The organism is Pseudomonas sp. S2_F03 (assembly GCF_054668335.1).
Genome location: NZ_CP162759.1, coordinates 5,972,082 through 5,995,096, shown reverse-complemented (window position 1 = coordinate 5,995,096; position 23,015 = coordinate 5,972,082). Strand labels below are relative to the sequence as shown.

Annotated in this window: 18 protein-coding genes and 3 pseudogenes; 8 read left to right on the top strand and 13 right to left on the bottom strand. The window is 58.7% G+C overall.

Annotation, left to right across the window (positions count from 1 at the left end; all coding sequences use genetic code 11):
* Positions 1–166: 166 nt before the first annotated feature.
* Together AB4N76_RS28235 and AB4N76_RS28230 are read right to left on the bottom strand one after the other, a co-directional pair.
* Positions 167–1,468 carry an ATP-binding protein gene (locus AB4N76_RS28235; RefSeq protein ID WP_460163843.1) on the bottom strand — a complete coding sequence of 434 codons (1,302 nt, stop codon included), beginning with the start codon at positions 1,466–1,468 and terminating at the stop codon, positions 167–169.
* Between the two features lie 4 nt (positions 1,469–1,472).
* A complete protein-coding gene (locus AB4N76_RS28230; protein WP_109784784.1) occupies positions 1,473–2,174 on the bottom strand; it encodes a response regulator in 702 nt (233 codons plus the stop codon).
* Between the two features lie 293 nt (positions 2,175–2,467).
* Between AB4N76_RS28230 and AB4N76_RS28225 the strand changes: the two are divergent.
* From AB4N76_RS28225 to AB4N76_RS28190, 8 genes and pseudogenes are all read left to right on the top strand, one after another.
* A pseudogene (locus AB4N76_RS28225) lies at positions 2,468–3,624 on the top strand (efflux RND transporter periplasmic adaptor subunit).
* Between the two features lie 15 nt (positions 3,625–3,639).
* Positions 3,640–6,737 (top strand): annotated as a pseudogene (locus AB4N76_RS28220) (multidrug efflux RND transporter permease subunit).
* A 131-nt stretch (positions 6,738–6,868) separates the two neighbouring features.
* Complete coding sequence (locus AB4N76_RS28215) at positions 6,869–7,345, top strand: hypothetical protein (RefSeq protein WP_460163842.1); 477 nt, start codon at positions 6,869–6,871, stop codon at positions 7,343–7,345.
* Complete coding sequence (locus tag AB4N76_RS28210) at positions 7,342–7,806, top strand: hypothetical protein (protein WP_460163841.1); 465 nt, start codon at positions 7,342–7,344, stop codon at positions 7,804–7,806. Before AB4N76_RS28215 ends, AB4N76_RS28210 begins: the two co-directional genes overlap by 4 nt.
* Before the next feature lie 126 nt (positions 7,807–7,932).
* Positions 7,933–8,568 carry a DUF1345 domain-containing protein gene (locus tag AB4N76_RS28205; RefSeq protein ID WP_460163840.1) on the top strand — a complete coding sequence of 212 codons (636 nt, stop codon included), beginning with the start codon at positions 7,933–7,935 and terminating at the stop codon, positions 8,566–8,568.
* 76 nt (positions 8,569–8,644) lie between these two features.
* Positions 8,645–9,484, top strand: a complete 840-nt coding sequence (locus tag AB4N76_RS28200; RefSeq protein WP_046027353.1) for an AraC family transcriptional regulator — start codon at positions 8,645–8,647, stop codon at positions 9,482–9,484.
* A 50-nt stretch (positions 9,485–9,534) separates the two neighbouring features.
* The gene (locus AB4N76_RS28195) at positions 9,535–10,140 is read left to right on the top strand and encodes a LysE family translocator (RefSeq protein ID WP_046027354.1); all 606 of its coding nucleotides are present in this window, start codon (positions 9,535–9,537) and stop codon (positions 10,138–10,140) included.
* A gap of 199 nt (positions 10,141–10,339) precedes the next feature.
* Positions 10,340–10,798 carry a hypothetical protein gene (locus AB4N76_RS28190; protein ID WP_046027355.1) on the top strand — a complete coding sequence of 153 codons (459 nt, stop codon included), beginning with the start codon at positions 10,340–10,342 and terminating at the stop codon, positions 10,796–10,798.
* 54 nt (positions 10,799–10,852) lie between these two features.
* Here AB4N76_RS28190 and AB4N76_RS28185 read toward each other — a convergent pair whose 3' ends face one another.
* The 11 genes and pseudogenes from AB4N76_RS28185 to AB4N76_RS28135 form a co-directional block, all read right to left on the bottom strand.
* Entirely contained in the window at positions 10,853–12,292 is a 1,440-nt protein-coding gene (locus tag AB4N76_RS28185) for an autotransporter outer membrane beta-barrel domain-containing protein (protein WP_460163839.1), read from the bottom strand.
* Entirely contained in the window at positions 12,237–13,421 is a 1,185-nt protein-coding gene (locus AB4N76_RS28180) for a beta strand repeat-containing protein (RefSeq protein ID WP_460163838.1), read from the bottom strand. Before AB4N76_RS28180 ends, AB4N76_RS28185 begins: the two co-directional genes overlap by 56 nt.
* Positions 13,422–13,686: 265 nt before the next feature.
* Positions 13,687–14,220 carry a hypothetical protein gene (locus AB4N76_RS28175; RefSeq protein WP_460163837.1) on the bottom strand — a complete coding sequence of 178 codons (534 nt, stop codon included), beginning with the start codon at positions 14,218–14,220 and terminating at the stop codon, positions 13,687–13,689.
* Between the two features lie 131 nt (positions 14,221–14,351).
* Positions 14,352–14,774 carry a hypothetical protein gene (locus tag AB4N76_RS28170; RefSeq protein WP_460163836.1) on the bottom strand — a complete coding sequence of 141 codons (423 nt, stop codon included), beginning with the start codon at positions 14,772–14,774 and terminating at the stop codon, positions 14,352–14,354.
* A 125-nt stretch (positions 14,775–14,899) separates the two neighbouring features.
* Positions 14,900–15,733, bottom strand: a complete 834-nt coding sequence (locus AB4N76_RS28165) for a hypothetical protein (RefSeq protein WP_460163835.1) — start codon at positions 15,731–15,733, stop codon at positions 14,900–14,902.
* A 196-nt stretch (positions 15,734–15,929) separates the two neighbouring features.
* On the bottom strand, positions 15,930–16,265 hold the full coding sequence (locus AB4N76_RS28160) for a hypothetical protein (protein WP_460163834.1): 336 nt from the start codon (positions 16,263–16,265) through the stop codon (positions 15,930–15,932).
* Between the two features lie 166 nt (positions 16,266–16,431).
* A complete protein-coding gene (locus tag AB4N76_RS28155) occupies positions 16,432–16,644 on the bottom strand; it encodes a hypothetical protein (RefSeq protein WP_460163833.1) in 213 nt (70 codons plus the stop codon).
* A gap of 432 nt (positions 16,645–17,076) precedes the next feature.
* Positions 17,077–18,305: pseudogene (locus AB4N76_RS28150) on the bottom strand (pyridoxal phosphate-dependent aminotransferase).
* A gap of 43 nt (positions 18,306–18,348) precedes the next feature.
* Positions 18,349–19,974, bottom strand: a complete 1,626-nt coding sequence (locus tag AB4N76_RS28145; RefSeq protein WP_046027359.1) for a methyl-accepting chemotaxis protein — start codon at positions 19,972–19,974, stop codon at positions 18,349–18,351.
* A 503-nt stretch (positions 19,975–20,477) separates the two neighbouring features.
* On the bottom strand, positions 20,478–21,614 hold the full coding sequence (locus tag AB4N76_RS28140) for a glycerate kinase (protein WP_460163832.1): 1,137 nt from the start codon (positions 21,612–21,614) through the stop codon (positions 20,478–20,480).
* A 279-nt stretch (positions 21,615–21,893) separates the two neighbouring features.
* The gene (locus AB4N76_RS28135) at positions 21,894–23,006 is read right to left on the bottom strand and encodes a sugar diacid recognition domain-containing protein (RefSeq protein ID WP_046027361.1); all 1,113 of its coding nucleotides are present in this window, start codon (positions 23,004–23,006) and stop codon (positions 21,894–21,896) included.
* Positions 23,007–23,015 lie beyond the last annotated feature (9 nt).

Here is a 23,015-nt window from a genome sequence, read left to right as displayed (position 1 = left end):
TTGCGAGGCTGCGTCCGACTGCGAAGCAGTCGTAAATCAGACGGTGCGGTGCTTCATAAAGAATGCTTGTGCAGGTTTTACGACCGCTACGCGGCCGGACGCAGCCTCGCAGGCTCGACAGCTGCTACGGCGGACGCGGGCTCGGCAGCGACTACATCGGTCTGCGTCAGGATTGGGTCGGCAACCACAAACGAAAGCGCGCGCCACCCAGCGGCGACAGTTCGACGGTCAGTGTACCGCCCTGCGCTTCCAGTGCCCGACGGCTGATCGCCAGCCCCAGGCCGAACCCGCCCGTCGCCCGGTCCCGACTTCGGTCCAGTCGATAAAACGGCTCAAAGACCCGCTCGCGCTCGTCATCGGGAATGCCGATGCCGTCGTCATCGACCCAGATTTCACAGCCCTTGGTACAGACCTGAACGCCAATTTGAATGCGTTTTTCGCAATAGCGCATGGCATTGCGCAGCAGGTTCTGAATTGCGCGGGCGGTCAGGCGCGGGTCGAGCGTGAAGCGTTCGAGCTGGCCTTGAAGCAGGACGTCTATCACGATGTGCGGCGACTCCAGTTCTTCATCGACGCTCCCCAGGATGCTGTCGATAAACTCGTCCAGCGACACTTCAACCCGCTCTGGCAGGCGAGCCGGGTTTTGCAGGCGGCTGTAGGACAGTAACTCCAACACCAATTCATCGAGTTCGCGGATGTGTGCCACCAGGCCTTGCAAGCGCTCGCGGCTGGCGGCGGGCAAGTCGTCGGACAGCGCCAGCGCCAGGCCAAAATCCAGGCGGGTCAGCGGTGTACGCAGTTCGTGGGAGACCGCGTTGAGCAAGTCGCGCTGCTGGTTGAGCAGGCTTTCGATGTCGCCGGCCATGGTGTCGAAGACGTTGGCCAGGCTGCCGATGTTGGAGTGTCGGGAAATCAGTGTGCGTTCGCTCAAGTGACCTTTGCCGAAACGTTCGGCGGTGCCTTTGAGGCGTTCCAGATCGCGCCAGTGCGGACGCAACCATAGCAACAGGCACGCCAGCATGGTTGCCCCGATCAGAACGTTGATGCTCCAGTACAGCAAGCTGACGTCCATCGGGTCCGGCGGCACGATCATTTGCACCACTGTCTGTTCGTTCAGTGGTGCCACGGCGAGCGTGCGCCAGCCCCAGTCGCCGATGCGCACCACGTTCTCGCCGCGCTGCAGGCGTTCGCGCTCAAACAGGGTAAATTCGGGATCATCATTGCGTGTCAGAACGATGTGCAGCGGGGCAAACTCCTTGTCCATCTCGACCGCCAAGGCCGGCCACTGCGCGTCGGGCACCGCATGGAACTGTTTGACGATGAGGGTCTGCAAACCTCGCGAATAGTCGAGGTTGTAGATGATAAAGCGTTCATGGAAGACCTTGACCACCAGGTCTGGTACCAGATAAATCGCCGCGCTGAAGGAGACGATGGTTACCAGGTACAGGCGAAACAGAATTCTGAACATCGTCTCAGCATTCCCACTCGGAACGGCTGAACAGATAACCTTTGCCCCAGACAGTCTTGATCTTGCGCGCCTCGCCGGCGTGGTCGTCGAATTTGCGCCGCAACTTGGAAATCGCCACGTCCACCGAACGGTCTGTGCCGTTGAATTCGATACCGCGCAAACGCTGCAGGATCTGGTCGCGGCTCAGCACTTCGCCAGCATGCCGGGCCAGCACCACCAACAGGTTGTACTCGCCGCTGGACAGTTCGACCAATTGCTCGCGCCAGGTCACGGTGCGCTCGGACAGGTCAATGCACAGGTTGCCCATGAGGATGCGGTCGTTGGCGGTTTGCGGATCGGCAAGGCTGCTGCGGCGCAGCAATGTACGCACCCGGGCCAGCAAAACCCGGGGCTCGCAGGGTTTGGTGACGTAGTCGTCGGCGCCCATTTCCAGGCCCAGAACCTGATCGTGACTGTCGTCGCGAGCGGTGAGCATGAGGATCGGCAGCGTGGCCGAATCCGCCCGCAGCAAGCGGCAGACTTGCAGGCCATCGAGGCCCGGCAACATCAAGTCGAGGATCACCAGGTCCGGCGGATTGACCCGCGCGCGCTCACGTACGTGGTCGCCACGACTGATCACACTGACCGAGTAGCCGTTGCGTTCCAGGTAGCTGGCAATCAGTTCGGAGAGCGCGGTGTCGTCTTCGACCAGGAGAATGTTGGGCATGGGTGTTTCCAGAAAGAGCTGTGGCTACTGTTAAGGCCTCATCGCGGGCAAGCCCGCTCCCACAGTGGTCGGTGGTGTTCACAAAATCTGCGTTCACATGAGATCCCTGTGGGAGCGGGCTTGCCCGCGATGACGGCGTAACAGTCGCAAAAAATATCAAGTCGCCAAGGATATACGCCCTCACGCCCGCCCGAGCAAAACCCTTACACAATTTCACACAGCACCAACAAAGCTTCACCGCTACCCTCGTCGGCGCCCCGTAGGATGCGGGTGGTCATTATTGGGGTATTTCCATGTCAAAGAATCTGTTTGCCACGCTCGGCGTGTTTGCGCTGGCGCTGACGCTGAGCGCTTGCGACAAGTCCTCCAACGCCGAAGAACAGGCGCCGCTGGCCACCGTGCGCATCGAAACCATCGAAGCCGGCCCCTTGTCGATCACCAGCGAATTGAGCGGGCGGATTGCCGCGCCACGGATTGCCGAAGTCCGTGCCCGAGTCGCCGGCGTCGTGTTGCAACGCACCTTCAATGAAGGCAGCGATGTGAAAAAAGGCGACGTGTTGTTCCGCATTGATCCAGCACCGTTCAAGGCCGACCTGGACAGCGCCGAAGCTGCATTGCGCAAGGCCGAGGCCAACGCCTTCCAGGCCCGGCTGCAAGAGCAGCGGTTTGCACAATTGATCGAAGGCAACGCCATCAGTGGCCAGGACTACGACAACGCCCGCGCCAGCGTCCGGCAAACCGCGGCCGACGTGGCCGCCAACAAAGCCGCCGTGGAACGGGCGAAACTGAACCTCGGCTACGCCACCGTCACCGCGCCGATTTCCGGGCGGGTCGGCCGCGCACTGGTGACCGAGGGCGCCCTGGTTGGCCAGAACGAAACCACGCCAATGGCGCTGATTCAGCAGCTCAATCCCATTCATGCCGACCTGACCCAGTCGACCCGCGAACTCAACGACCTGCGCCGGGCCTTCCGCTCCGGCCAGTTGCAGCAAGTCGGCCAGGGCCAGACCAGAGCGACATTGATCCAGGACGACGGCAGTCTCTATCCGCTGCCGGGCAAGCTGTTGTTCACCGACATTACCGTGGACCCGGGCACGGGCCAGATCATCTTGCGCAGCGAGTTTCCCAACCCGGACCTCGATTTGCTGCCGGGCAGTTTTGTGCGTGTGCGCCTGGAGCAGGCGGTGAACCAACAAGGCATCAGCGTGCCGCAACGGGCGATCCAGCGTGACAGCGCCGGTATTGCTCAAGTGTGGCTACTCGACGCCGAGCAACGCGTGGGTCTGCAACCGGTTGAACTGGGCGCGGTGCAGAACGATCGCTGGATCGTCACCGGAGGTCTCAAGCCCGGCGACCGCATCGTCATCGAAGGCCTGCAACACGCACGCCCCGGTGAGCAAGTCCAGATCGACAACACCCTCTTCCACTTGCCCAGGTTTCTGGTCAGTAAGCAGGACGCTTTTTTATGCCGCAGTTCTTTATCGATCGCCCGGTGTTCGCCTGGGTGGTTGCCCTGTTCATCCTGTTGGCCGGTGCGCTGGCCATTCCGCAGTTGCCGGTGGCGCAGTACCCCGACGTCGCGCCACCGCAAATCGAAATCTATGCCACGTACCCGGGCGCCTCGGCGCAAACCGTGGACGAAAGCGTGGTCAGCCTGATCGAGGAGGAGCTCAACGGCGCTGATCACCTGCTGTATTTCGAATCCCAGAGCAGTCTCGGCAGCGCCACGATCAAGGCGACCTTCAACCGGGCACCGATCCGGAAATGGCTCAGGTCGATGTGCAAAACCGCCTGAAAGTCGTGGAATCGCGCCTGCCGCAAGCGGTGAACCAGCAAGGTTTGCAGGTGGAGAAAGTCTCCGCCGGTTTCCTGTTGCTGATCACGCTCACCTCCAGCGACGGCAAGCTCGACGACGTGGCGCTCAGCGATTACCTGGCGCGTAACGTGATGAACGAGATCAAGCGTCTGGACGGTGTCGGCAAGGCTCAGTCGCATGGTGCCGAACGGGCGATGCGCATCTGGATCGATCCACAGAAGCTGATCGGCTTCAACTTGACCCCGGCCGACGTCAACGCCGCCATCGTGGCGCAGAACGCTCAAGTGTCGGCCGGCAGTATCGGCGACTTGCCGACCCGCACCACCCAGGAAATCACCGCGACCATTCTGGTCAAAGGCCAATTGTCGACGCCGCAAGAGTTCGCCGACATCGTCCTCAAGGCCAATCCCGACGGCTCCACTGTGCGCATCGGCGATGTGGCACGGGTCGAGATCGGCAGCCAGGACTACAACTTCTCCACCCGCCTGAACGGCAAACCGTCGACCGCCGTCAGCGTGCAATTGGCACCGGGGGCCAATGCCCTGAGCACGGCAACGCTGGTGCGGGCGAAGATGGATGAACTGTCGCGCTATTTCCCGGCCGGGGTGGAGTACAAGATCCCGTACGACACTTCGCCTTTCGTCAAAGTCTCGATCACCAAAGTGGTCTACACCCTCGGCGAAGCGATGTTGCTGGTGTTTGCGGTGATGTTCCTGTTCCTGCAAAACATCCGCTACACACTGATCCCGACCCTGGTGGTGCCGGTCGCACTCATGGGCACCTTCGCGACCATGCTGGCGCTGGGTTTCTCGATCAACGTGCTGACTATGTTCGGCATGGTGCTGGCCATCGGCATTCTGGTGGACGATGCCATTGTGGTGGTGGAAAACGTCGAGCGGATCATGGCCACCGAGGGCCTGTCACCGAAAGAAGCGACGCGCAAGGCAATGACACAGATCACCGGCGCAATCATCGGCATTACGCTGGTGCTGGTGGCAGTGTTTATTCCGATGGCGTTCATGCAAGGCTCGGTCGGGGTGATTTACCAGCAGTTCTCGTTGTCGATGGCCACGTCGATTTTGTTCTCCGCGTTCCTTGCGCTGACGTTGACCCCGGCGCTGTGTGCGACGTTGCTCAAGCCGATTGCCAAGGGTGAGCATCACGAAAAGACCGGCTTCTTTGGTGGGTTCAATCGTGGCTTCGAACGGTTGACCGAACGTTATCAAGGCTGGGTCGCCTATGCGTTGAAACGCACCGGTCGATACCTGCTGATCTATGGCGTGTTGCTGATCGGTCTGGGCGTTTGTTTCAGTCGTCTGCCCTCCTCGTTCCTGCCGGTTGAAGACCAGGGTTACACCATCACCGACATTCAATTGCCGCCGGGCGCGAGCAAGAACCGGACGGTGCAGGTTGTTGAGCAGATTGAAGCGCATAACGCCACGGAACCGGGCATTGGCGACAGCACGATCATTCTCGGCTTCAGTTTTTCTGGTAGCGGGCAGAACGCGGCGCTGGCGTTTTCCACGCTCAAGGATTGGTCTGAACGCAGCAGTGACGACTCGGCGACTTCGATTGCCGACCGGGCCAATATCGCGTTGAGCCAGATCAAGGACGCCGTGGCTTTTTCGGTGCTGCCACCACCGGTTGACGGCCTGGGCACCTCCAGCGGTTTCGAGTTCCGCTTGCAGGACCGTGGCGGTCTCGGCCACACCACACTGATGCAGGCGCGCAGTGAATTGCTCGCCGCCGCCGAGAAAAGTCCGATCCTGATGAACGTGCGTGAAAGCGCTCTGGCTGAAGCGCCGCAGGTGCAACTGGAAGTCGACCGCAAACAGGCCAACGCACTGGGCGTGTCCTTTGCTGACATCGGCAACCTGCTGTCCACCGCCGTCGGCTCGGCCTACATCAATGACTTCCCCAACCAGGGCCGAATGCAACGGGTGGTGGTTCAGGCTGAAGGCGATCAGCGCAGCCAAGTGGCTGATCTGCTGAAAATGCACGTGCGCAACGACGCCGGAAAAATGGTGCCGCTGTCGGCCTTCGTCCAGGCCAAATGGACCCAGGGCCCGGCGCAACTGACTCGCTACAACGGTTACCCGGCGGTGGCCATTTCCGGCGAACCGGCGCCGGGCCACAGTACCGGCGAAGCCATGGCTGAAATCGAGCGGCTGGTGGCACAAGGGCCGGCGGGATTGGGTCAGGAATGGACAGGGTTGTCATTGCAGGAACGTTTGTCCGGCAGCCAGGCGCCCATTCTGCTTGGGCTGTCGCTGCTGATCGTGTTCCTGTGCCTGGCGGCGCTATACGAGAGCTGGTCAATTCCGACGTCGGTATTGTTGGTGGTGCCGCTCGGCGTACTCGGCGCGGTATTGGCGGTGACCTTTCGCGGCATGCCCAACGATGTGTTCTTCAAGGTGGGGTTGATTACCATCATCGGCCTGTCGGCGAAAAACGCGATTCTGATCATCGAGTTCGCCAAGAGCCTGTACGACGAAGGCCATGACCTGGTCGACGCCACGTTGCAAGCGGCACGGTTGCGACTGCGGCCGATCGTCATGACGTCGCTGGCGTTTATTCTCGGCGTGGTGCCGCTGGCGATTGCCACCGGAGCCAGCTCGGCAAGCCAGCAAGCGATCGGTACCGGGGTGATTGGCGGGATGATCACGGCGACGCTGGCGGTGGTGTTCGTGCCGGTGTTTTTTGTGGTGGTGATGAAGCTGGTGAAAGGACGTAGAGGTAAATCCTGAATCTGGGGTTTACGCTATAAAAACTATGCTTTTATACCTGTCAAGAATGACAGTATCGGATAAAAATAAAAGTCCCTAAGCTCCCTGTGCAGTGTCTGTTTTTCTAACCTATTGCGCGGCAGGGAGCTTTCATGACTACTTCCAACAACAAACAAAATGTAAATACTTTCACGGCAAAAGTTTCACGAGCCGATGGAAGCATTGAACATTACGTCGGTGATAAAGACCGGATGAGTGTTTATCTTAGCGATGACCTTGGCATTTGGACGATATCTTCAACCCAAGTGGTTAACCAGGAAGAGGAAATTTACCGGGATATTGTTTTTTTCATTCACGACGACGATGTAGTCCCGGGCCAGACCTATCGCATTTCGGACGTTTTCCCGACACCGGGTTCTTATTTGGCCTCGGCCGCCTGGTCGATCAGAACCACTTCCAGTGCCACCCCGTTTTTAGGTCAGTCAGGACAGCTGAAGCTCACCCTGGACAAAACGACAAACGCGGTGAGTGGTTCCTTCGCATTCGTAGGCGAAGGCGGGGAATCGGGAGCTCGAGAAAACGTGACCCTAAGCTCGGGGAGTTCAATTTTGACGGGCTGTCCGTGGTGAAAAATAGTCAACCCACGCCTGGCAGCAACGTCAGCGCCCACATAAACGGCCTCGAAGAACTTGAAAACTTCGCTTACCGTTCGACAGAGGTAACGCTGACTCATCATTTGGCAGGGCCCAACTTGAACGTAATACATTGGGCTGCCCGGTCAAAACAGGTTTTGAACGAGGGGCCGGGAGTTCATCACATTCTTCTCAGCGTTTATGTGGCCGAGAGTCTTGAGCTGAACAAACCGTACACACTTAGTGTCGACAGTTTGGAAGTCCGAGCGTTTTGCATTGATCTTAAAGGATCATTCCTGTCATACCCTGCGGTCAGTGGCATAGCGACATTCACCTCTCTTCCAGCGAAGGGCTCGTCGACCGGAAAACTGGAAGGTACTATCAACTTTATCGGACAAGCCTCAGGTGCTCCCGACATTACCGTTTCCGCAGGAGAGTTCTCCATCGAGAACAAGTAAATCGTTAACCAAAGCCTTTTGGCCATTGTCAAAAAGGCTTGCCTGCGCTTTAACCCATTCATGCGGTATCACCCTCGCTGGCAATACTGGGCTATGGTGCTGTAAAGCCCAAGACAGTAATTCTCCATGCACTTCCTCACCCACACCCACCCTCGCCTGTCCGCCGCTACTACCCTCGGTGTCGCTGTGGGCATATTGGCGCCGGCCAATTCAATCATTAGCAAAATCCTCATTGGCTGGAATGTCGCGGTCTGGACTTACCTGATTCTGATGGTTTGGCTCGCCGCCCGCACCCAGTCGCCAGATGTGAAGCGCATTGCCGAGATCGAAGACGAGAACGCCGGGCTGGTGCTGTTCGTGGTGTGCATCGCCGCTATTGCCAGCCTGGCCGCCGTCACCTTCGAACTGGCCGGCAACAAGGAAACCACCCACAAGCTGCTGCATTACGCTTTCACAGCGTTGACCGTGATTGGTTCATGGCTGCTGATCGGGGTGATTTTCTGCCTGCATTACGCCCGCCTGTTCTACACCTGGGGCGGCAAAGGCCTGGCGCTGCGCTTCGCCGAAGGCCTGGAAAACCCCAATTACTGGGACTTCCTGTATTTCTCGTTCACCATCAGCGCGGCAGTGCAGACCTCCGATGTCGGCGTGGCCACGCGAGAATTGCGCAAGATTGTGCTGGCGCAGTCGCTGATCGGTTTTCTGTTCAACACGGCGATTCTCGGGTACTCAATCAACATTGCCGCGGGACTCTTCAACTGATCCGCGCACAAACGTTCTAGTCAGCACCCTCGACGCAGGCGTTAAATACGTCGGCAATCCGTCCCACAGGTGCCGCATGAATACTCACAACTGGATCGACCTGGCCCAGGACGCCGACACCGGCATCGAGACCCTGCGCGCGCATTTCGAGGGCCATGCCTACGATCCGCATTGGCATGACAGCTATCTGGTGGGGGTCACCGAACAAGGGGTTCAGCAATTCAACTGCCGGCGGGCGAAGCATCAGAGCACGCCGGGCAAGGTGTTTCTTCTCGAACCCGGTGACATCCACGACGGTGAAGCGACGACCGAGGAAGGTTTCACCTACCGCATGCTGTACCTCGACCCGCAATGGCTGAGACGAGAACTGAGTGCGGTGTTCGAAAATGCCCCCGACTCCAGTCAATTGAGTTTCGCCAATACCCTGACCAGCGATCCGCGACTGGCCCGCGCCACCAGCGTAGCCTTCCAGACCCTGCATGGCGGCGAACTGAAGATCGTGCGCCAGACTGCCCTCGACGGTTTGCTCGAACGCCTGACCAGTCATCTGCACTGGCGCACCCGTTACGCCGAAGACCCACGCCTGCCGTTGATCGCGCAAAAAGCCCGGGAGTACTTGCACGCTCACGCCCACGAGGACATTGGCCTCGATCAACTGGCCGCCAGCACTGGCGTTGATCGATTTCGCCTGACCCGCGCGTTCAAAGCCGCGTATGGCCTGGCGCCCCACGCTTATCTGGTGCAATTGCGCCTGTCCAAGGCCCGGCGAATGCTTGCCAGCGGCCTGCAACCGGTGACGGTGGCGGTGGCATTGGGCTTTGCCGACCAGAGCCATCTTGGGCGCTGGTTCGTGCGGGCTTATGGTTTGACGCCGGCCATGTACCGCAAGCGCTGCTCAAATCTTCCAGACGCCTGACTCACTGCTCGTGAAGATTGACCCTCGTCAATCATTCACTGGAACCCGTCATGCTGCCCACCTTGTTACCTTTTCTACTGTTTGCGTTCGTCGCCGCCATTACGCCCGGCCCGACCAATATTCTGGTGCTGAGCCACAGCGCCCGTCATGGCTTCAAGGCCGCGCTGCCCATCGTTATCGGCGCCTGTACCAGTGCCGCGTTGCTGGTCATGGTGGTCGGCAGCGGGTTGGGGCAAGTCTTGAAAACACACCCGAAAATAGAAACGGCCATGCAGTGGGCGGGCATTATCTGGTTGAGTTATCTGGCGTGGCAGATTTTCCGCCTGCCGCCTGAGCGTCTCGACCGGCCCTCTCCTTTACAGGCTCCTCGACTCGGATTGTGGGGTGCGGCTGCGCTTCAGTGGATCAACCCCAAGACCTGGATGATGGCATTGGCCGTGATCAGTGTTTTTACTGGGAGCGGTGCAGAGAAAACAACACAGGTAATGCAGCTGTCGCTGGTGTTCTTTCTGGTATCGCTGCCGTGTATGGGAGCCTGGTCTGCAGTGGGCGCAGGGTCCGGGAAATTATTACGATCGACAGCCGCGCAAACGTACTTCAATCGAGGCATGGGCCTGCTGTTGCTTTGTTCTACCTGGTTGCCTGTCACGGTATAGAAGCGAATGTTACTAACACCGAAGAATGCAAACATTTAGCGCGATGATTTCACTATTAATTTCACATGCATCAGCACTTGTAAACTGTCAACTATGACAGTTTACAAGTGGCTCGCTAACAGGCTTTTATAGTTCATCCAGGATTAGGGTCGCGTACGGCCTTTGGATACCTTACCTAAACGTAACGGAGACCGAATCCATGAACGCTGTGATCAAACGTACCAGCTTTGCAGAAGGCAATTACATCAATGCGTCTGCGTTTGCAACTGAAAAGGACATTACGGATTTTATTGCGACATCGCGACTGATCGACCGAGTAAAGTCTGGCCCACAAAAGACTGAAACCGTGAAAATTACTGCCATTGATCGGCCAGCCTCAAAAACAAAAGCGAAAAGCTTGCCCGCCCGCGAGTTGGTTATCTGCATTCCCGCAGACTTTGCGCCGGGTGAATACCCATTGAAAAGTCGTGACGATGTGAGTTTCAGCTTCAAAGACGCCGACGATACTATTTATGAAGGTATTTCGGGCGATATCGTGCTGGAGCCGGGCGTGGGAGACAGTGTCAAAGGTAATTTCAAGATCGATCTCGAATTCCCGGACACCGACGGAGAAACCTTTTTGCTCAAAGGTGCCTTTCAGGTGTTGAAAGCGGGATAGTCCAGATTGAAATCAATAAAAAGGGAAGCCAATGCTTCCCTTTTTACTGCTGCATTAAAACGCGAAATGAACCCCCATATTCACACCCAGCTCCTTGGTCACGTTGTCGCCTTTACTGGTATCCAGTTCAGCATGCAGCTGCCAGCGATCGTTCAACGTCCATGAAGCCCCTGCTCCGACTTCGAACCGGGTACCCGACAAGTCATTGTTGAACTTGTTATCGTTGACTCGCACCTCATTGTTGTTCACAAACTCATGGACAACGGCAGCACGAATATGTGGTTGCACTACGCTGCCGTTGGCCAGTGTCATGCCGCGCCCCAGAGTTACGCCGGCCTTGCCCAACATCGAGCGCGTCGTGTCGGCATCCGCCTTCAAACCGTTATCCAGAGTAAAATCATCGCCTTGTACGGAGGCTGCTTGCCACTGGGTAAACACTTCTGCGTAATAGCCGTCCTTGATATCGATGTGTTTACCAAACTCGACCGAAGCACTGGCCCCCAGATTGTTGTAGTTGCCTTCGGTTCGGGTGCCATAACTCAGCGCCACCTTGGCGTCGTTACGGAAATGATTGAGTTTGACCACGGTATCCAGGTAATAGCCGCTATCACCCATCCACGTGCCGTAGACACCCACAGAGGTGCTGTCGATTTCGCCGGAGCTGCCGCGACTCAAGTCGAGATCGGATTTGCTGTAGCCGGCAAATACGCCCAATAGCACACGCTCTCCTGCGATTTCGAAAGGCGTATCGGCACCGATGGAAAGGCCATATTGGTTCTGGCTGTAACCATCGCCATACGCGTTGTTGCTGATGTTGTAACGATTGCCGTAAGTGCGAACCCATCCACCGGTCTGCCCGCCATTAACCCGCAAGTCGCCCATGCGGTTGTTCAGGGAAGCCATCTCGCCGTAAATCACGGTGGGGGCAGTGCCGAATATCGCCAGCACCGAGCGAGTCGGTGTGCTGACCATCGTCTTATCTGGTTGTAGAAACCAATCGTCGCCTTCCTTGACCAAGCGATAGGTGAACGCCCCGACATCGACCCGCTCATTGACCAAGCCATATTGAGCGCTGGCAGCAACGCTCTGCACCACCTTGATCGACGAATCATTGACCGGCTCAAGACCGGTGCTTGAGACCAGCAACTGATGGTTGCCGGTAGCGCTACCGGTGACGTTCAGCAAGTCACTGATACCTCTGTTGAAATCAGTGCCCATTTCAAACGTGCCGTTGCCCGACAAATTGGCCACGTTCAGCTGGAAATATTCCTGCCCCCCCCCAAAGCGCACTCTGCCGCCATTGTTGAGCGTGAGATTGTTCACCGACTGACTGTCGGTCATTTGCCACAGCGCCTGATTGTTGATGGAGAAATTGGCCACATTGTTCACTTGGCCGGTGAGGCTCGCACCGTTGTCCAGGGTCAGACTCGAAACGCTATCAGCGGCGGCCGTCACATTCCCGATCATGACGCTCTGGTTGTTGATCGATACCATTGGCCACGTCTTGCACGTTGCCATTGAGCGTGGACCCGTTGTCGATCACCACGCTTGAGCCGCCCAACACGTTGCCGGTCATGACGCTCTGGTTGTTGATCGATACATTGGCCACGTCTTGCACGTTGCCATTGAGCGTGGACCCGTTGTCGATCACCACACTTGAGCCGCCCAACACATTGCCGGTCATCCGCGCCTGATTGGTGAGCGTTGTCGAGGTAACGTTCTGCAAATCACCGGTCAATGACGCATTGTTCTGGAGCGTGACGTTGGCCGAACTGCCTGAAGCAACCACGACATTGCCAGTCAAGGCACTGTTATCAACGAGCAAATTCGCCGAGGCGCCAACACCGACATCGAGCAGCGTATTGTTACCGGCCAACAAGGTCGAGCCGTTGCGTACCGCAATGTTGGCGACAGTCGGAAAATTCGGCGCATTGATACCGACCACAATGGCCGAGCCGCTGCCGCCTTCCACACGCGTACCGTCCAGCACGATCGTGGTTGGAATGATCGCCGAAGCCTGCGTGTCAGTGCCCACGGTCAAGCCATTGAGCCCGCCCGTGATCGTGCTGCCGCTGGCAGACAACGAACCTTCCAGCAGGCGAATCCCGAAACTGTTGGCCCCAGTGCCTTGCACGGTCGAATTCTGAAGGTTGATCTGGCTGAAACGGTTGCCCGCGATACCGCCTTGCAAACCTCGAACGACAGCCTGGTTGTTCAGTGTCACCGTGGAGCCGCCAACACTGGCGACACCGCGCACCGCCGATATACCAATCCCCGAGACGCTTGTAACCGTTGAATTGTTCAGCGTGGTGCTGGCGTTTGTCAGAACAATACCTTGGGCAAATCCGCCTTCCCCCGCAGAGGTGACGGTCGAGTTGGTCAGGTTGACCACGCCACCGGCAGAACTGGTGATACCGCGCGTTGTGGCTGCGGTGCCAATCAGTGTGGAATTGGTTTGAAGTTGCCAGTTATCCAGAGGTGTACTGGCATCGATGGATTGACTGGTGCCCGTTGGGACAGTGCCTGCGTGGGCCAGTGAAGCATTAACCAGCGCGGATGCAAACGTGAATATCCAGATGCCTGTTGATGTTTTAGGAAATAGGGACAGCGGCTTTGACGACATAATTGAGTCCTGCTCGATTGCATTCCATCAGGAACGAGTGACCGACTCAAACGATGTGCGAGCCGGACTAAAACGGCCGCCAGACTACGGTTAAGCTACTCCACCTTATGTAGGACAAATCCCTATGCATGTACGATTAGTCCCTGATTGTTGTGCGAGGCTCCATATCTGGACGTACGCCACTGCACTTCCACTGAAGGAGACGACAACCAATGTCGCCCCCCGCAGTAGGAAGATTTACCTGAAACATCATTTAAGAAGCGGACTAAGGACGCTCTTGCTCGCAATACACAAGACTTGAGTTCAATAGGGCCACAGGGACCGTAACCTGAGTCTCAATCCCGTTAACGGTGTAAGCGATACGCGCATAGCGGGTAACAGGACGTTGACCCGGCGCAGTGCTTGGCAACTGGATCGTCCTGATGGAGGTGTAGTCCGTCAGCCTGAACTCCAGATCGCCCGTGGGCGGCATCGGTGCCGAAGCGGTGATCAGCGTATTAGAAATGGCAGGTGCACCCACTGCATTGGTTGTCCGGCCTTCAAATACCAGATCCACTGTCGCACCCGTCGGGATATTGGCATCACGCCGGACTCTGATTCGCAACTGTCGCGGCTGATACGGCGGCATCGGGCCATTCACGACAGTCGGGCGGTTGAGGCTCGGGCAGTTGATACCAGTCACGATGCGCTCGGGCACCAATGGCGTTGCCGTTCTGAAGGCTGACACAATAATTTGTGGAACCGGCAGATTGATCACAATCGCTGTCACATCGACTTTGGTCGTAACCAGCTGTTTCATCACATTGTTACTGCCTGGGAATCCGACGGTGATGTACGCCTCTCGGGATTGGCCGCCAGCGACAGTACCGTTTCCTTCAGCCCGAATCGTCTCCCACGGCAAGGTGGTGGTGACCGTTGTATCACCAATTCTCACAGGAATGGAGCACCCACTTGTTTGCCCTGGTAGTAGAACGTAACGATTTCACGGCCTGTCACCGGCTGATCGCCGTCAGCCCACACAGGCCAGTTCATGATCGACCGCATCGCCGGCTTGCGCTGGGCCCAGGGTGTTGGGCGCTGGCAACGGTGTGCCCGCGCCCCTGAACCACCACCGGTGGAATGTTGGGGTTTTCGGTCCGGCAGGTTGGGTTGTTCAGGCCCTGCGTACGCAAAATCAACGACACCAAACGCTGATGGCGACACCGGATTGACCGCGATGGTCGGGCGCTCCAGCTCATACCAATATTCGAATTCGACCTCATCGGCGCTGTTGGGATCACCAAACACCTGGGCCCAAATGTCGGCCTCCACTTCGAAACGCAGTGGACCCGGGGTGCCCGCGGATGGAATCACTCTGTTCGCTCAAGGCGATAGAGCGTCATCGGCCTGGTCGGAGGTGATGTATGGGATGATCCGGTCACCGGGTAACGAATTCAGGGGGAAATCGATTTCCATAATCGACTTGGTGGGTGGAGGGTTCACCGAGGAGAAGGTAATCGGCGTGAGACCGGTGCTTCCGGTGATCGGAATCCGTGGTGCCTGGAGGACCGGTGCCGGGTTTTGACCCTTCTGAACATGGTGGTGATCGGAGCGTTGTTACTGATGTTCCCGGGCAAATCCGTGAGGTTGTACGAGTAGTAGAAAGTGCCTTCAGCCAACGCAGTCAGATAGGCCAGCGGAATAGTGATCACGCCACCGACGGGCAACGCAAAATCGGCCACAGCGGCGCCTTCGCCTTGCATCAATGGAAAGGTCGTTTGCGTGGAAATATAGAAGTTGACCTTGTCGTTGTTGGCTTCGAATTTGGTATAGGCGGTCGGAATGGTCAGGCGCAGGCCAGCGGCGTTGGCCGGATCGTTCAACCAGGCGTCGTCGATGACGTCAGGCACTGTGCCTGCCAGGGTCAGGAGTGCCGGTCTCGTACCCACGCCGTTGCCGGGGCCTGGTTGGCGTTGGTAGGGCGCGGTCAAGTCGACCAGGGCTTCGGCGAACGGACCGGAAGCGTCACTGTTATCAAACGCGTCATAGATGATGAAGGCAAGTTCGTAAGGGGTGTAGTCTCCGGCCGCATTGAACCTCTCGATCAAGCTGGTGGTGGGCACATCGAACTCGATCGGGAACGTCCAGTCTCCACCGGGTTCGTTGGCTTTCAATCGGGTTGCAACAACATACGTGGGATCGAACTCCACAGGGGAAACACCCTTCGGAAACAAATGGAGTTCAACTTTGGCGCCGCCATCCTGACCTTTATCATCAATATCGGCTAACTGCACCTTGATGGAACGGTCGACCCTGAGTTGCTGATAAGTCAATCGACCATCCGGCAGTTGATCGACAATAGTGGAGGTAAAGCAAGAACACCAACACCCGTTTTAACCTGCATATTCATTTTCGTAAACTCCATGGATGAGTTAATGACTGAACGAACAACGTTATTGTCCAATGGAGAACCACGCGACAGCGGGCTGCATGTTCCTGACATTGACGCCTCACAACCTTCAACATCATTTACTGTTGAGCTAACCCTCCCTGTGCAGTGGGACCACAAAGTTCACTTTGCCCAGGAATAACGCGATCAATTTTTACCAAACCCGACGCTGACCGGCCCAGGGCTGTGCCATTTCGATAAAGCGTGCATCGGGCCACCGCCGATGCGTTTTTTCCCATCGGCTTTATATGTTGCAGATAGGTATCGCTGCCGAGCGTGAAGTCGAACCCCTGGCCAGAATCGGCTTCGGCCTGGGTCAATTTTATAGAGAGTTGCAGCGCTGTACCCGGAATCGGACCGACGCCGTTCAGGCTGCTGAAACCTTCCCAATCCAGCGTGCATTCATCGTCCAGCACGAACCGCCCCCGCTGTGCGGGAACTCGCACGGTCACCGACTCCCCAGAGCTTTGGCGACGAGGCGCAATTGAGGTACCCCCACAACGTGGCACTGGGGAATGTCGGCTCAGCCAGATTGACGGGGATCACCCGCCTTACAGTGAACTGTTGACGGTAGGTGAGGTATCAGCGTTGCCAGTATCTTGCCGTTACCCGATACCGCAGGCTGATTTCTCCGTCTTGTCGCAGGTATTGCGCCGGTAACAGGAAAGAAGCCGGGATAGTCACTGGCACGGGGAACCGGTTGCTGTAGAACAGCGTCTCCGTCGAAGCACCGGGCTCAAGCACCCAGATTTCCAGCAGATCACCATTGCCGGGGATTTGGGAGGCGCGTCCCACATGGCAATCAGCAAGTTTGCACCGACGATGGAGGCTTCAGGCGGGAGCGTGCCGTTGCCATCCGCACCTTCAACAATCAGCGGTGCGGCAAAAATTCCAATGTTCATTACGCCGCTGTTAGAAGAGCCCATCCGCCGTTCTCCGAAGTGTAAGCACCTGTGGCCTTGGAGAAATTAGACGCGGTATTAGGCTCCTCGCCTACTGTCAGATCTGACAGGTTTTACGACCATTCGTCGGACTTTACGCGCCACAAGACAGGCTCCCGGCAAGCAAGGCGTGACGCGTTACCGATGTATGCGGTTTTCAGAAACCGGTTTCAGCGCTGAACGAGCGACCTTGAACAACGCCAACAAGAAGGCCCGACACGCACCTGCTGCGCCCCATGGCCCAAGGCGTTTTGCGGCGATGTTCATTGGCTTGGTCCGCTTGGAATTAACGTCGCGGGGCTGAGCCGGGGCGGTGTCGATTCGCCGGGCAGGCCCGCCAGGTCTCCAGAAGCTCCGCCGCACACAACGCGATCCGTTCACACGCGTCCGCCAGCTTCACTTGGTCCACCACCAATCCGATCCGGATATGCCCCGCCGCGCTCGGACCGAATGCTTCGCCGGCCAGAACCGACACGCCATAACCCACTAGCAGCCGTTCGGCGAACCGCTGGGCAGACAACCCGGTGGGACGCACATCGACCATGACGAACATCCCGCCATCGGGTCTGATCGGGCGAATCCCCGGGCAACTGCTCAACCGCGTGCACACCAGATCGCGACGCTGACGATATTCTTCGCGCATCAGCGCTACTTCCGGCAAGTCTTCATCAAGCGCCACTTGCGCCGCGTTCTGGATGAAGTCCGGAATCCCGAACAGCATGCTCAACGACAGGTTCACAAGGTGCTCGGCCATGGGTTTGGGGCCAATCGCCCAACCGACCCGCCGGCCACTCATGGCGTGGGATTTGGACAGGCTGTTGATGGTCGCGGTGCGTTCGGCCATGCCGGGCAAACTCGCCGGGCTGGTGTGTTCGCCCTCGAACAACAGATCGCTGTAGACCTCATCGCTGATCAGCCACAGGTCATGGCGCACGCATAACGCCGCGAGCGCTTGCCACGTAGGGAGCGGCAAACTGGCACCGCTCGGATTGTTGGGACTGTTGAGCAGGATGGCTCGGGTCTTCGGGCTGATCCGTGCCGCGACATCCGCCGGGTCGACGCGAAAGCCGTTTTCCGGTCGAACCGGCACCGGCACGACTGTCGCGGCGCAGGCACCGAACACGCCTTCGTAGGTCACGTACATCGGTTCGGCAACAATCACTTCGTCGCCCGGATCGAGCAGGCATTGCGCGACCGAATACACCGCGCATTGCGCTCCCGGAACACGATCACATGGTCGCCATCCACCGCTTGGCCGCTGCGCTGGCAATGGCGGCGCGCGATGCTGTTACGCAGCCCTCGACTGCCGCGCACCTCCGGGTAATGGGTGTCGCCGGCCTGCAAACTGTCGATGGCGGCCTGGACAATGGGTTGTGGCGTGTCAAAGTCTGGATCGCCAATCGACAACAGCAGGACATCGACGCCCTGCTCGCGCATTTCCAGCGCTCGGTCATGAATCTGCCAGGCGGCGGCTCCGTCGCCGGCGATTCGTTGGGTCAAGGCTGAATAGCGCATGTGGTTCTCCTGTCGCGCGCGAACTCCCAGCCCTCACCCTATCTCAAATCACGAAACGCGCCACCATGGCATTCAAGTCCACCGCCAGACGCGACAGCTCGTGGGTAGCGGCGCTGGTCTGGTTGGCGCCGGCGGCAGACTGAGTGGCCAGGTCACGGATGTTCACCAGGTTGCGGTCGACTTCACGGGACACCTGCGCCTGCTCTTCCGAAGCGCTGGCGATCACCAGATTGCGTTCGTTGATCAAATGGATCGACTGAGTGATCTGCTCCAGTGCGATGCCGGCGGCGCGGGCCATTTCCAGAGTGCTTTGGGTGCGCTGGTTGCTTTGCTGCATCGACGAGACAGCTTCGCCGGTGCCGTTCTGAATGCCGGCGACCATTTTTTCGATCTCCTGAGTCGACTGCGCGGTGCGATGAGCCAGCGCCCGCACTTCGTCCGCGACCACGGCAAAACCCCGTCCGGCTTCACCGGCACGGGCAGCTTCGATGGCGGCATTGAGCGCCAGCAGGTTGGTTTGTTCGGCGATGGCGCGGATCACGTCCAGCACTTTGCCGATGTCACGGCCCTGCGCGGCCAGGCCTTCGATCATCAGCGAAGTGTTTTGCACGTCATGGGTCATGGTCTGGATCGCGTCGACGGTTTCCACCACCCGGTCGCGCCCTTCGCGGGCTGCCTGGGTCGACTGGCTTGACGCTTCGGACGTGGACACGGCGTTGCGCGCCACTTCTTCCACGGCGGCGGTCATTTCGTTGACGGCCGTGGCGGCTTGTTCGATTTCGTTGTTTTGCTGTTGCAGTCCGCGCGAAGCTTCTTGCGTCACGGTGCTCAGTTCTTCGGCAGCGGCACCCAATTGCGTGGCCGAACCGGCAATCTGTTCGATGGTTTTGCGCAGGTTGGCCTGCATCGTGGCCAAGGCACCGAGCAACCGCGCCGGTTCGTCGTTGCCGTCAATGTCGATAACTTTGGTCAGGTTGCCACCGGCGATGGTTTCGGCCGCCTGCACGGCGCGGTTCAGCGGGGTAACGATGCTGCGGGTCAGCAACCAGGCCAGCAACACCGTCAATACTGCTGCCATGACCGAGACGGCGACGATCCCCGTAATGGCGCTGCTGTAATGTTCGCCCGCCTCGACACCCGCCGCCTTGGCGTAGCCGTTGTTGAGGGCCACCAGTTTGTTCAACTGCTCGCCCATCTGGTCGGTTCCGTCCTTGATCCGCGTATTGATCAGGGTACGCATCTCGTCGAGCTGGTTCTGGCGCGACAGCTCCATCATCTGGTTTTGCGCTTGCAGGTAGCCGTCCAGTGTTGTCATGAATGTCTTGTACAACGCCGCTTCTTCCGGCGGGGCAGGCAACGCTGCGTAACTGGCTTGGGCACTGTGCAATTTGTCGATGAGCACACCGATGCGTGTTTGCGCTTCCTGCAACGCGGCCGGTTCGCGGTTGGTCAGCACACGGAAAGAAAGGATGCGCAGTCGCAGGACGTTCTCGGTCATGTTGCCCAGGAAACCGACGCTGGGCAGCTGCGTGCTTTCCATATCAATGGAAGCCTGGCGGATGATCGACATGCGGTTGACGGCAAACACGCCCAGCACGATGACGAGCAAGGCAATAAAGGAGAAACCCAGGAAAGCTCGAGGCGCGATGTTCAGATTACGCAGTGACATAGGATGATTCTCGGAAGATTGAGGCTACGAGCGTCCATGCCGTGATCGCTGACTGGCGGGCGTTGGCGCGCACCTTGTCAGCTTGGCGCCACTGTCGAATCTGGTGTGTGAGCGTCTATTGTGGGTATCGGCTGAAGATGAGGATTTTTGCGGGGATTGGAGAAATATATTTCGGGGGCGAATGTTTCAACGGTGAAACACAATCACCTGTAGCAGCTGCCGGAGGCTGCGTTCGACTGCGAAGCGGTCGCGCTGTTCAAATCCTGCGACGGCTGCGCAGTTCGGACGCAGCCTCGCAGGCTCGACAGCTGCTACGAGCGTTGCGGCGGCGAAGCGGTCGCGCTGTTCAAATCCTGCGACTGCTGCGCAGTCGGACGCAGCCTCGCAGGCTCGACAGCTGCTACGAGCGTTGCGGCGGCGAAGCGGTCGCGCTGTTTAGATCCTGCGACTGCTGCGCAGTCGGACGCAGCCTCGCAGGCTCGACAGCGGCTACGAGCGTTGCGTCAGGCTTTGGCGATCCGCCAGACCCGGGCGATGTCACTGGCTCGATCCTGCAACAACCGAGGTGCCTCGGCGCACGCCTGTTCCAGCGTCATCGGCCCGCTCGCCAAGGCAAACGCGGCATCGATGCCATGTTCGTACAACGCCTGATACCCCTCACCCAAGGTGCCTGCGATCACGATCACCGGCACGCCCTGCTCCCGGGCAACGCGCGCCACGCCAAACGGCGTCTTGCCACGCAAGGTCTGGGCATCGAAGCGTCCTTCGCCGGTCATCACCAGATCGGCACCTTTAACGGCCTCGGCCAACCCGACCAACTCGGCGACCACTTCCACCCCGGCTTTAAATTGCGCACCGAGGAAGGCCTTGGCAGCAAACCCCAAGCCACCTGCCGCGCCGCTGCCGGGTTCATCCTTGACGTCGTGACCCAGCACATCGGCGCACAGATCGGCGAAGTGCCCAAGCGCGCTGTCCAGTTGCTGCACCTGCTCGGGCGATGCACCTTTTTGCGGGCCGAAAATCGCTGATGCGCCGTGAGGGCCACACAAGGGGTTGTTGACGTCAGCGGCAATGTCGAAGCGCACCCCGCTCAGACGCGAATCCATGTCGCTCAGATCAATGCGATCCAGTTGCGTCAACGCCAAGCCGCCCGGCGCCAGGGGCTGCCCCTGCGCATCCAGCAACTTCACACCCAGCGCCTGCATCGCCCCGGCGCCGCCGTCGTTGGTGGCACTGCCGCCAATCGCCAGAATCACCCGTTGCGCCCCGGCATCGAGCGCCGCACGAATCAATTCACCGGTGCCGAACGTGCTGCTGGTGCACGCGTCACGCTGGCCTGGCGGGACCAGTTGCAGGCCGCTGGCTTCAGCCATTTCGATGATTGCGGTGTGGTTCTTCGGCAGCCAACCCCATGCGGCGTCGACCATCGCCCCGAGCGGCCCCCGTACATTCGTGCGGCGCAATTCGCCTTCGCACGCGGCCAGAATCGACTCGACCGTCCCCTCCCCGCCGTCAGCCATCGGGCACTTGATCAATTGCGCGTCTGGCCAGACCTCTGCCAGCCCCAGCGCAATGGCGTCGGCCACACCTTGGGCACTGAGGCTGTCCTTGAACGAATCGGGGGCGATGACGATTTTCATGCGAGTTCTCCAGTTCCAATGCGCTCCATGCTGCCAGTCGGCAGAAACAATAACGCCAGTCCGTTGCACAAGTGGCCATGGCGTTTATTGTTCATTTCCACAAAACCCACACAGTCACCGTAGCAGCTGCCGAGCCTGCGAGGCTGCGTTCGGCGGCGAAGCCGTCGTGAAATCATGCGCTGCGGTGTGTCAGGTAAATCATGCTTACCGGTTTTACGACTGCTGCACAGCCGAACGCAGCCTCGCAGGCTCGGCAGCTGCTACAAGGTTTGTGTTAGGTCAGTCGGTTTGGGGCAGGAGCTGCACGCCGAGATAGAGCGCAAGCATGCCGTCCAGCTTGAGCGGATCAACGCCGCTCAACTCGGCGATTCGCTCCATTCGATAGCGCAAGCTGTTGCGATGAATGCCCAGTGCATCGGCACAGGCCTGGCTTTGGCCATCGTGATCACACCAACTGCGCAACGTCGCCAGCAACTGGCCGTTGCTGTCCTTGGCGATGACTTTGCGCAACGGCTTGAGCAACTCATCCAGTGCGTCGTCGTTACGATGGCGCCAGAGCATCACCGGCAATCGATAACGCGTCAGCGTCAGCAAACGTGATCGCGGCAATACATCTCGCCCATACGCCAGCAAGTCGCCGACCCGCCGGTAGCAGCGCCGCAACCCCGACAAGCCATCGGCCTGCCCGCCCACGGCGATGCGCAGAATGTTCCAGCCCAGGCCATCGAGCTTTTCCAGCAACCGATCATTCTCAATGGTTTGCGCGGCCGGTCGGCACCACAGCAACGACGACTTGGCTGAACTGACGCACCAACTGTCCGGGTAACGCGTGCTCAGCCAGGCACTCAGCGCTTCAACGGTTTGCGCCGGGCCGTGCTCCATACCCAACTCAAACAGGTAAGGCACCCGGGTCATTTGCGGTTTGAGCCCCAATTGCTGTGCTTCATCCAGCAACCGAGGTGAGTCCCCCGCCTCGCTCAGCAACAATGCCAGCAGATCATCGCAACGCTGACGCCGCCATTGCTGCTCGGCCTGCTGATTGCGCTGGCCCACGAGCATTTCCGCGGTCATTCGCACCAGTTCGGCATAGGTGCGCAGCGCCTCGGGTTCGCCGGTAATGCCGAGCACACCAATCAAGCGCCCATCGAGCAACAGCGGCAGGTTGATGCCCGGCTGCACGCCCTTGAGATGAATCGCGGTCTGCGCGTCGATTTCCACCACTCGACCATTGGCCAGCACCAGTTGCGCGCCTTCGTGGCGGGTGTTGATGCGTTCGGGTTCGCCGCTGCCAAGAATCAATCCCTGGCTGTCCATGACGTTGACGTTGTACGGCAGGATGGCCATTGCCCGGTCGACGATGTCCTGGGCCAGGTCGTGATCGAGTTCGAACATAACGGGGAT

Bases quoted from the DNA above. Each gene is read 5' to 3' on its own strand.
- AB4N76_RS28215 (WP_460163842.1), top strand. From the start codon at position 6,869: ATGACTACTTCCAACAACAAACAAAATGTAAATACTTTCACGGCAAAA.
- AB4N76_RS28205 (WP_460163840.1), top strand. From the start codon at position 7,933: ATGCACTTCCTCACCCACACCCACCCTCGCCTGTCCGCCGCTACTACC.
- AB4N76_RS28180 (WP_460163838.1), bottom strand. From the start codon at position 13,421: ATGTCGTCAAAGCCGCTGTCCCTATTTCCTAAAACATCAACAGGCATC.
- AB4N76_RS28135 (WP_046027361.1), bottom strand. From the start codon at position 23,006: ATGTTCGAACTCGATCACGACCTGGCCCAGGACATCGTCGACCGGGCA.
- AB4N76_RS28235 (WP_460163843.1), bottom strand. From the start codon at position 1,468: ATGTTCAGAATTCTGTTTCGCCTGTACCTGGTAACCATCGTCTCCTTC.
- AB4N76_RS28145 (WP_046027359.1), bottom strand. From the start codon at position 19,974: ATGTCACTGCGTAATCTGAACATCGCGCCTCGAGCTTTCCTGGGTTTC.
- AB4N76_RS28140 (WP_460163832.1), bottom strand. From the start codon at position 21,614: ATGAAAATCGTCATCGCCCCCGATTCGTTCAAGGACAGCCTCAGTGCC.
- AB4N76_RS28230 (WP_109784784.1), bottom strand. From the start codon at position 2,174: ATGCCCAACATTCTCCTGGTCGAAGACGACACCGCGCTCTCCGAACTG.
- AB4N76_RS28195 (WP_046027354.1), top strand. From the start codon at position 9,535: ATGCTGCCCACCTTGTTACCTTTTCTACTGTTTGCGTTCGTCGCCGCC.
- AB4N76_RS28175 (WP_460163837.1), bottom strand. From the start codon at position 14,220: ATGAAACAGCTGGTTACGACCAAAGTCGATGTGACAGCGATTGTGATC.
- AB4N76_RS28200 (WP_046027353.1), top strand. From the start codon at position 8,645: ATGAATACTCACAACTGGATCGACCTGGCCCAGGACGCCGACACCGGC.
- AB4N76_RS28190 (WP_046027355.1), top strand. From the start codon at position 10,340: ATGAACGCTGTGATCAAACGTACCAGCTTTGCAGAAGGCAATTACATC.
- AB4N76_RS28185 (WP_460163839.1), bottom strand. From the start codon at position 12,292: ATGGTATCGATCAACAACCAGAGCGTCATGATCGGGAATGTGACGGCC.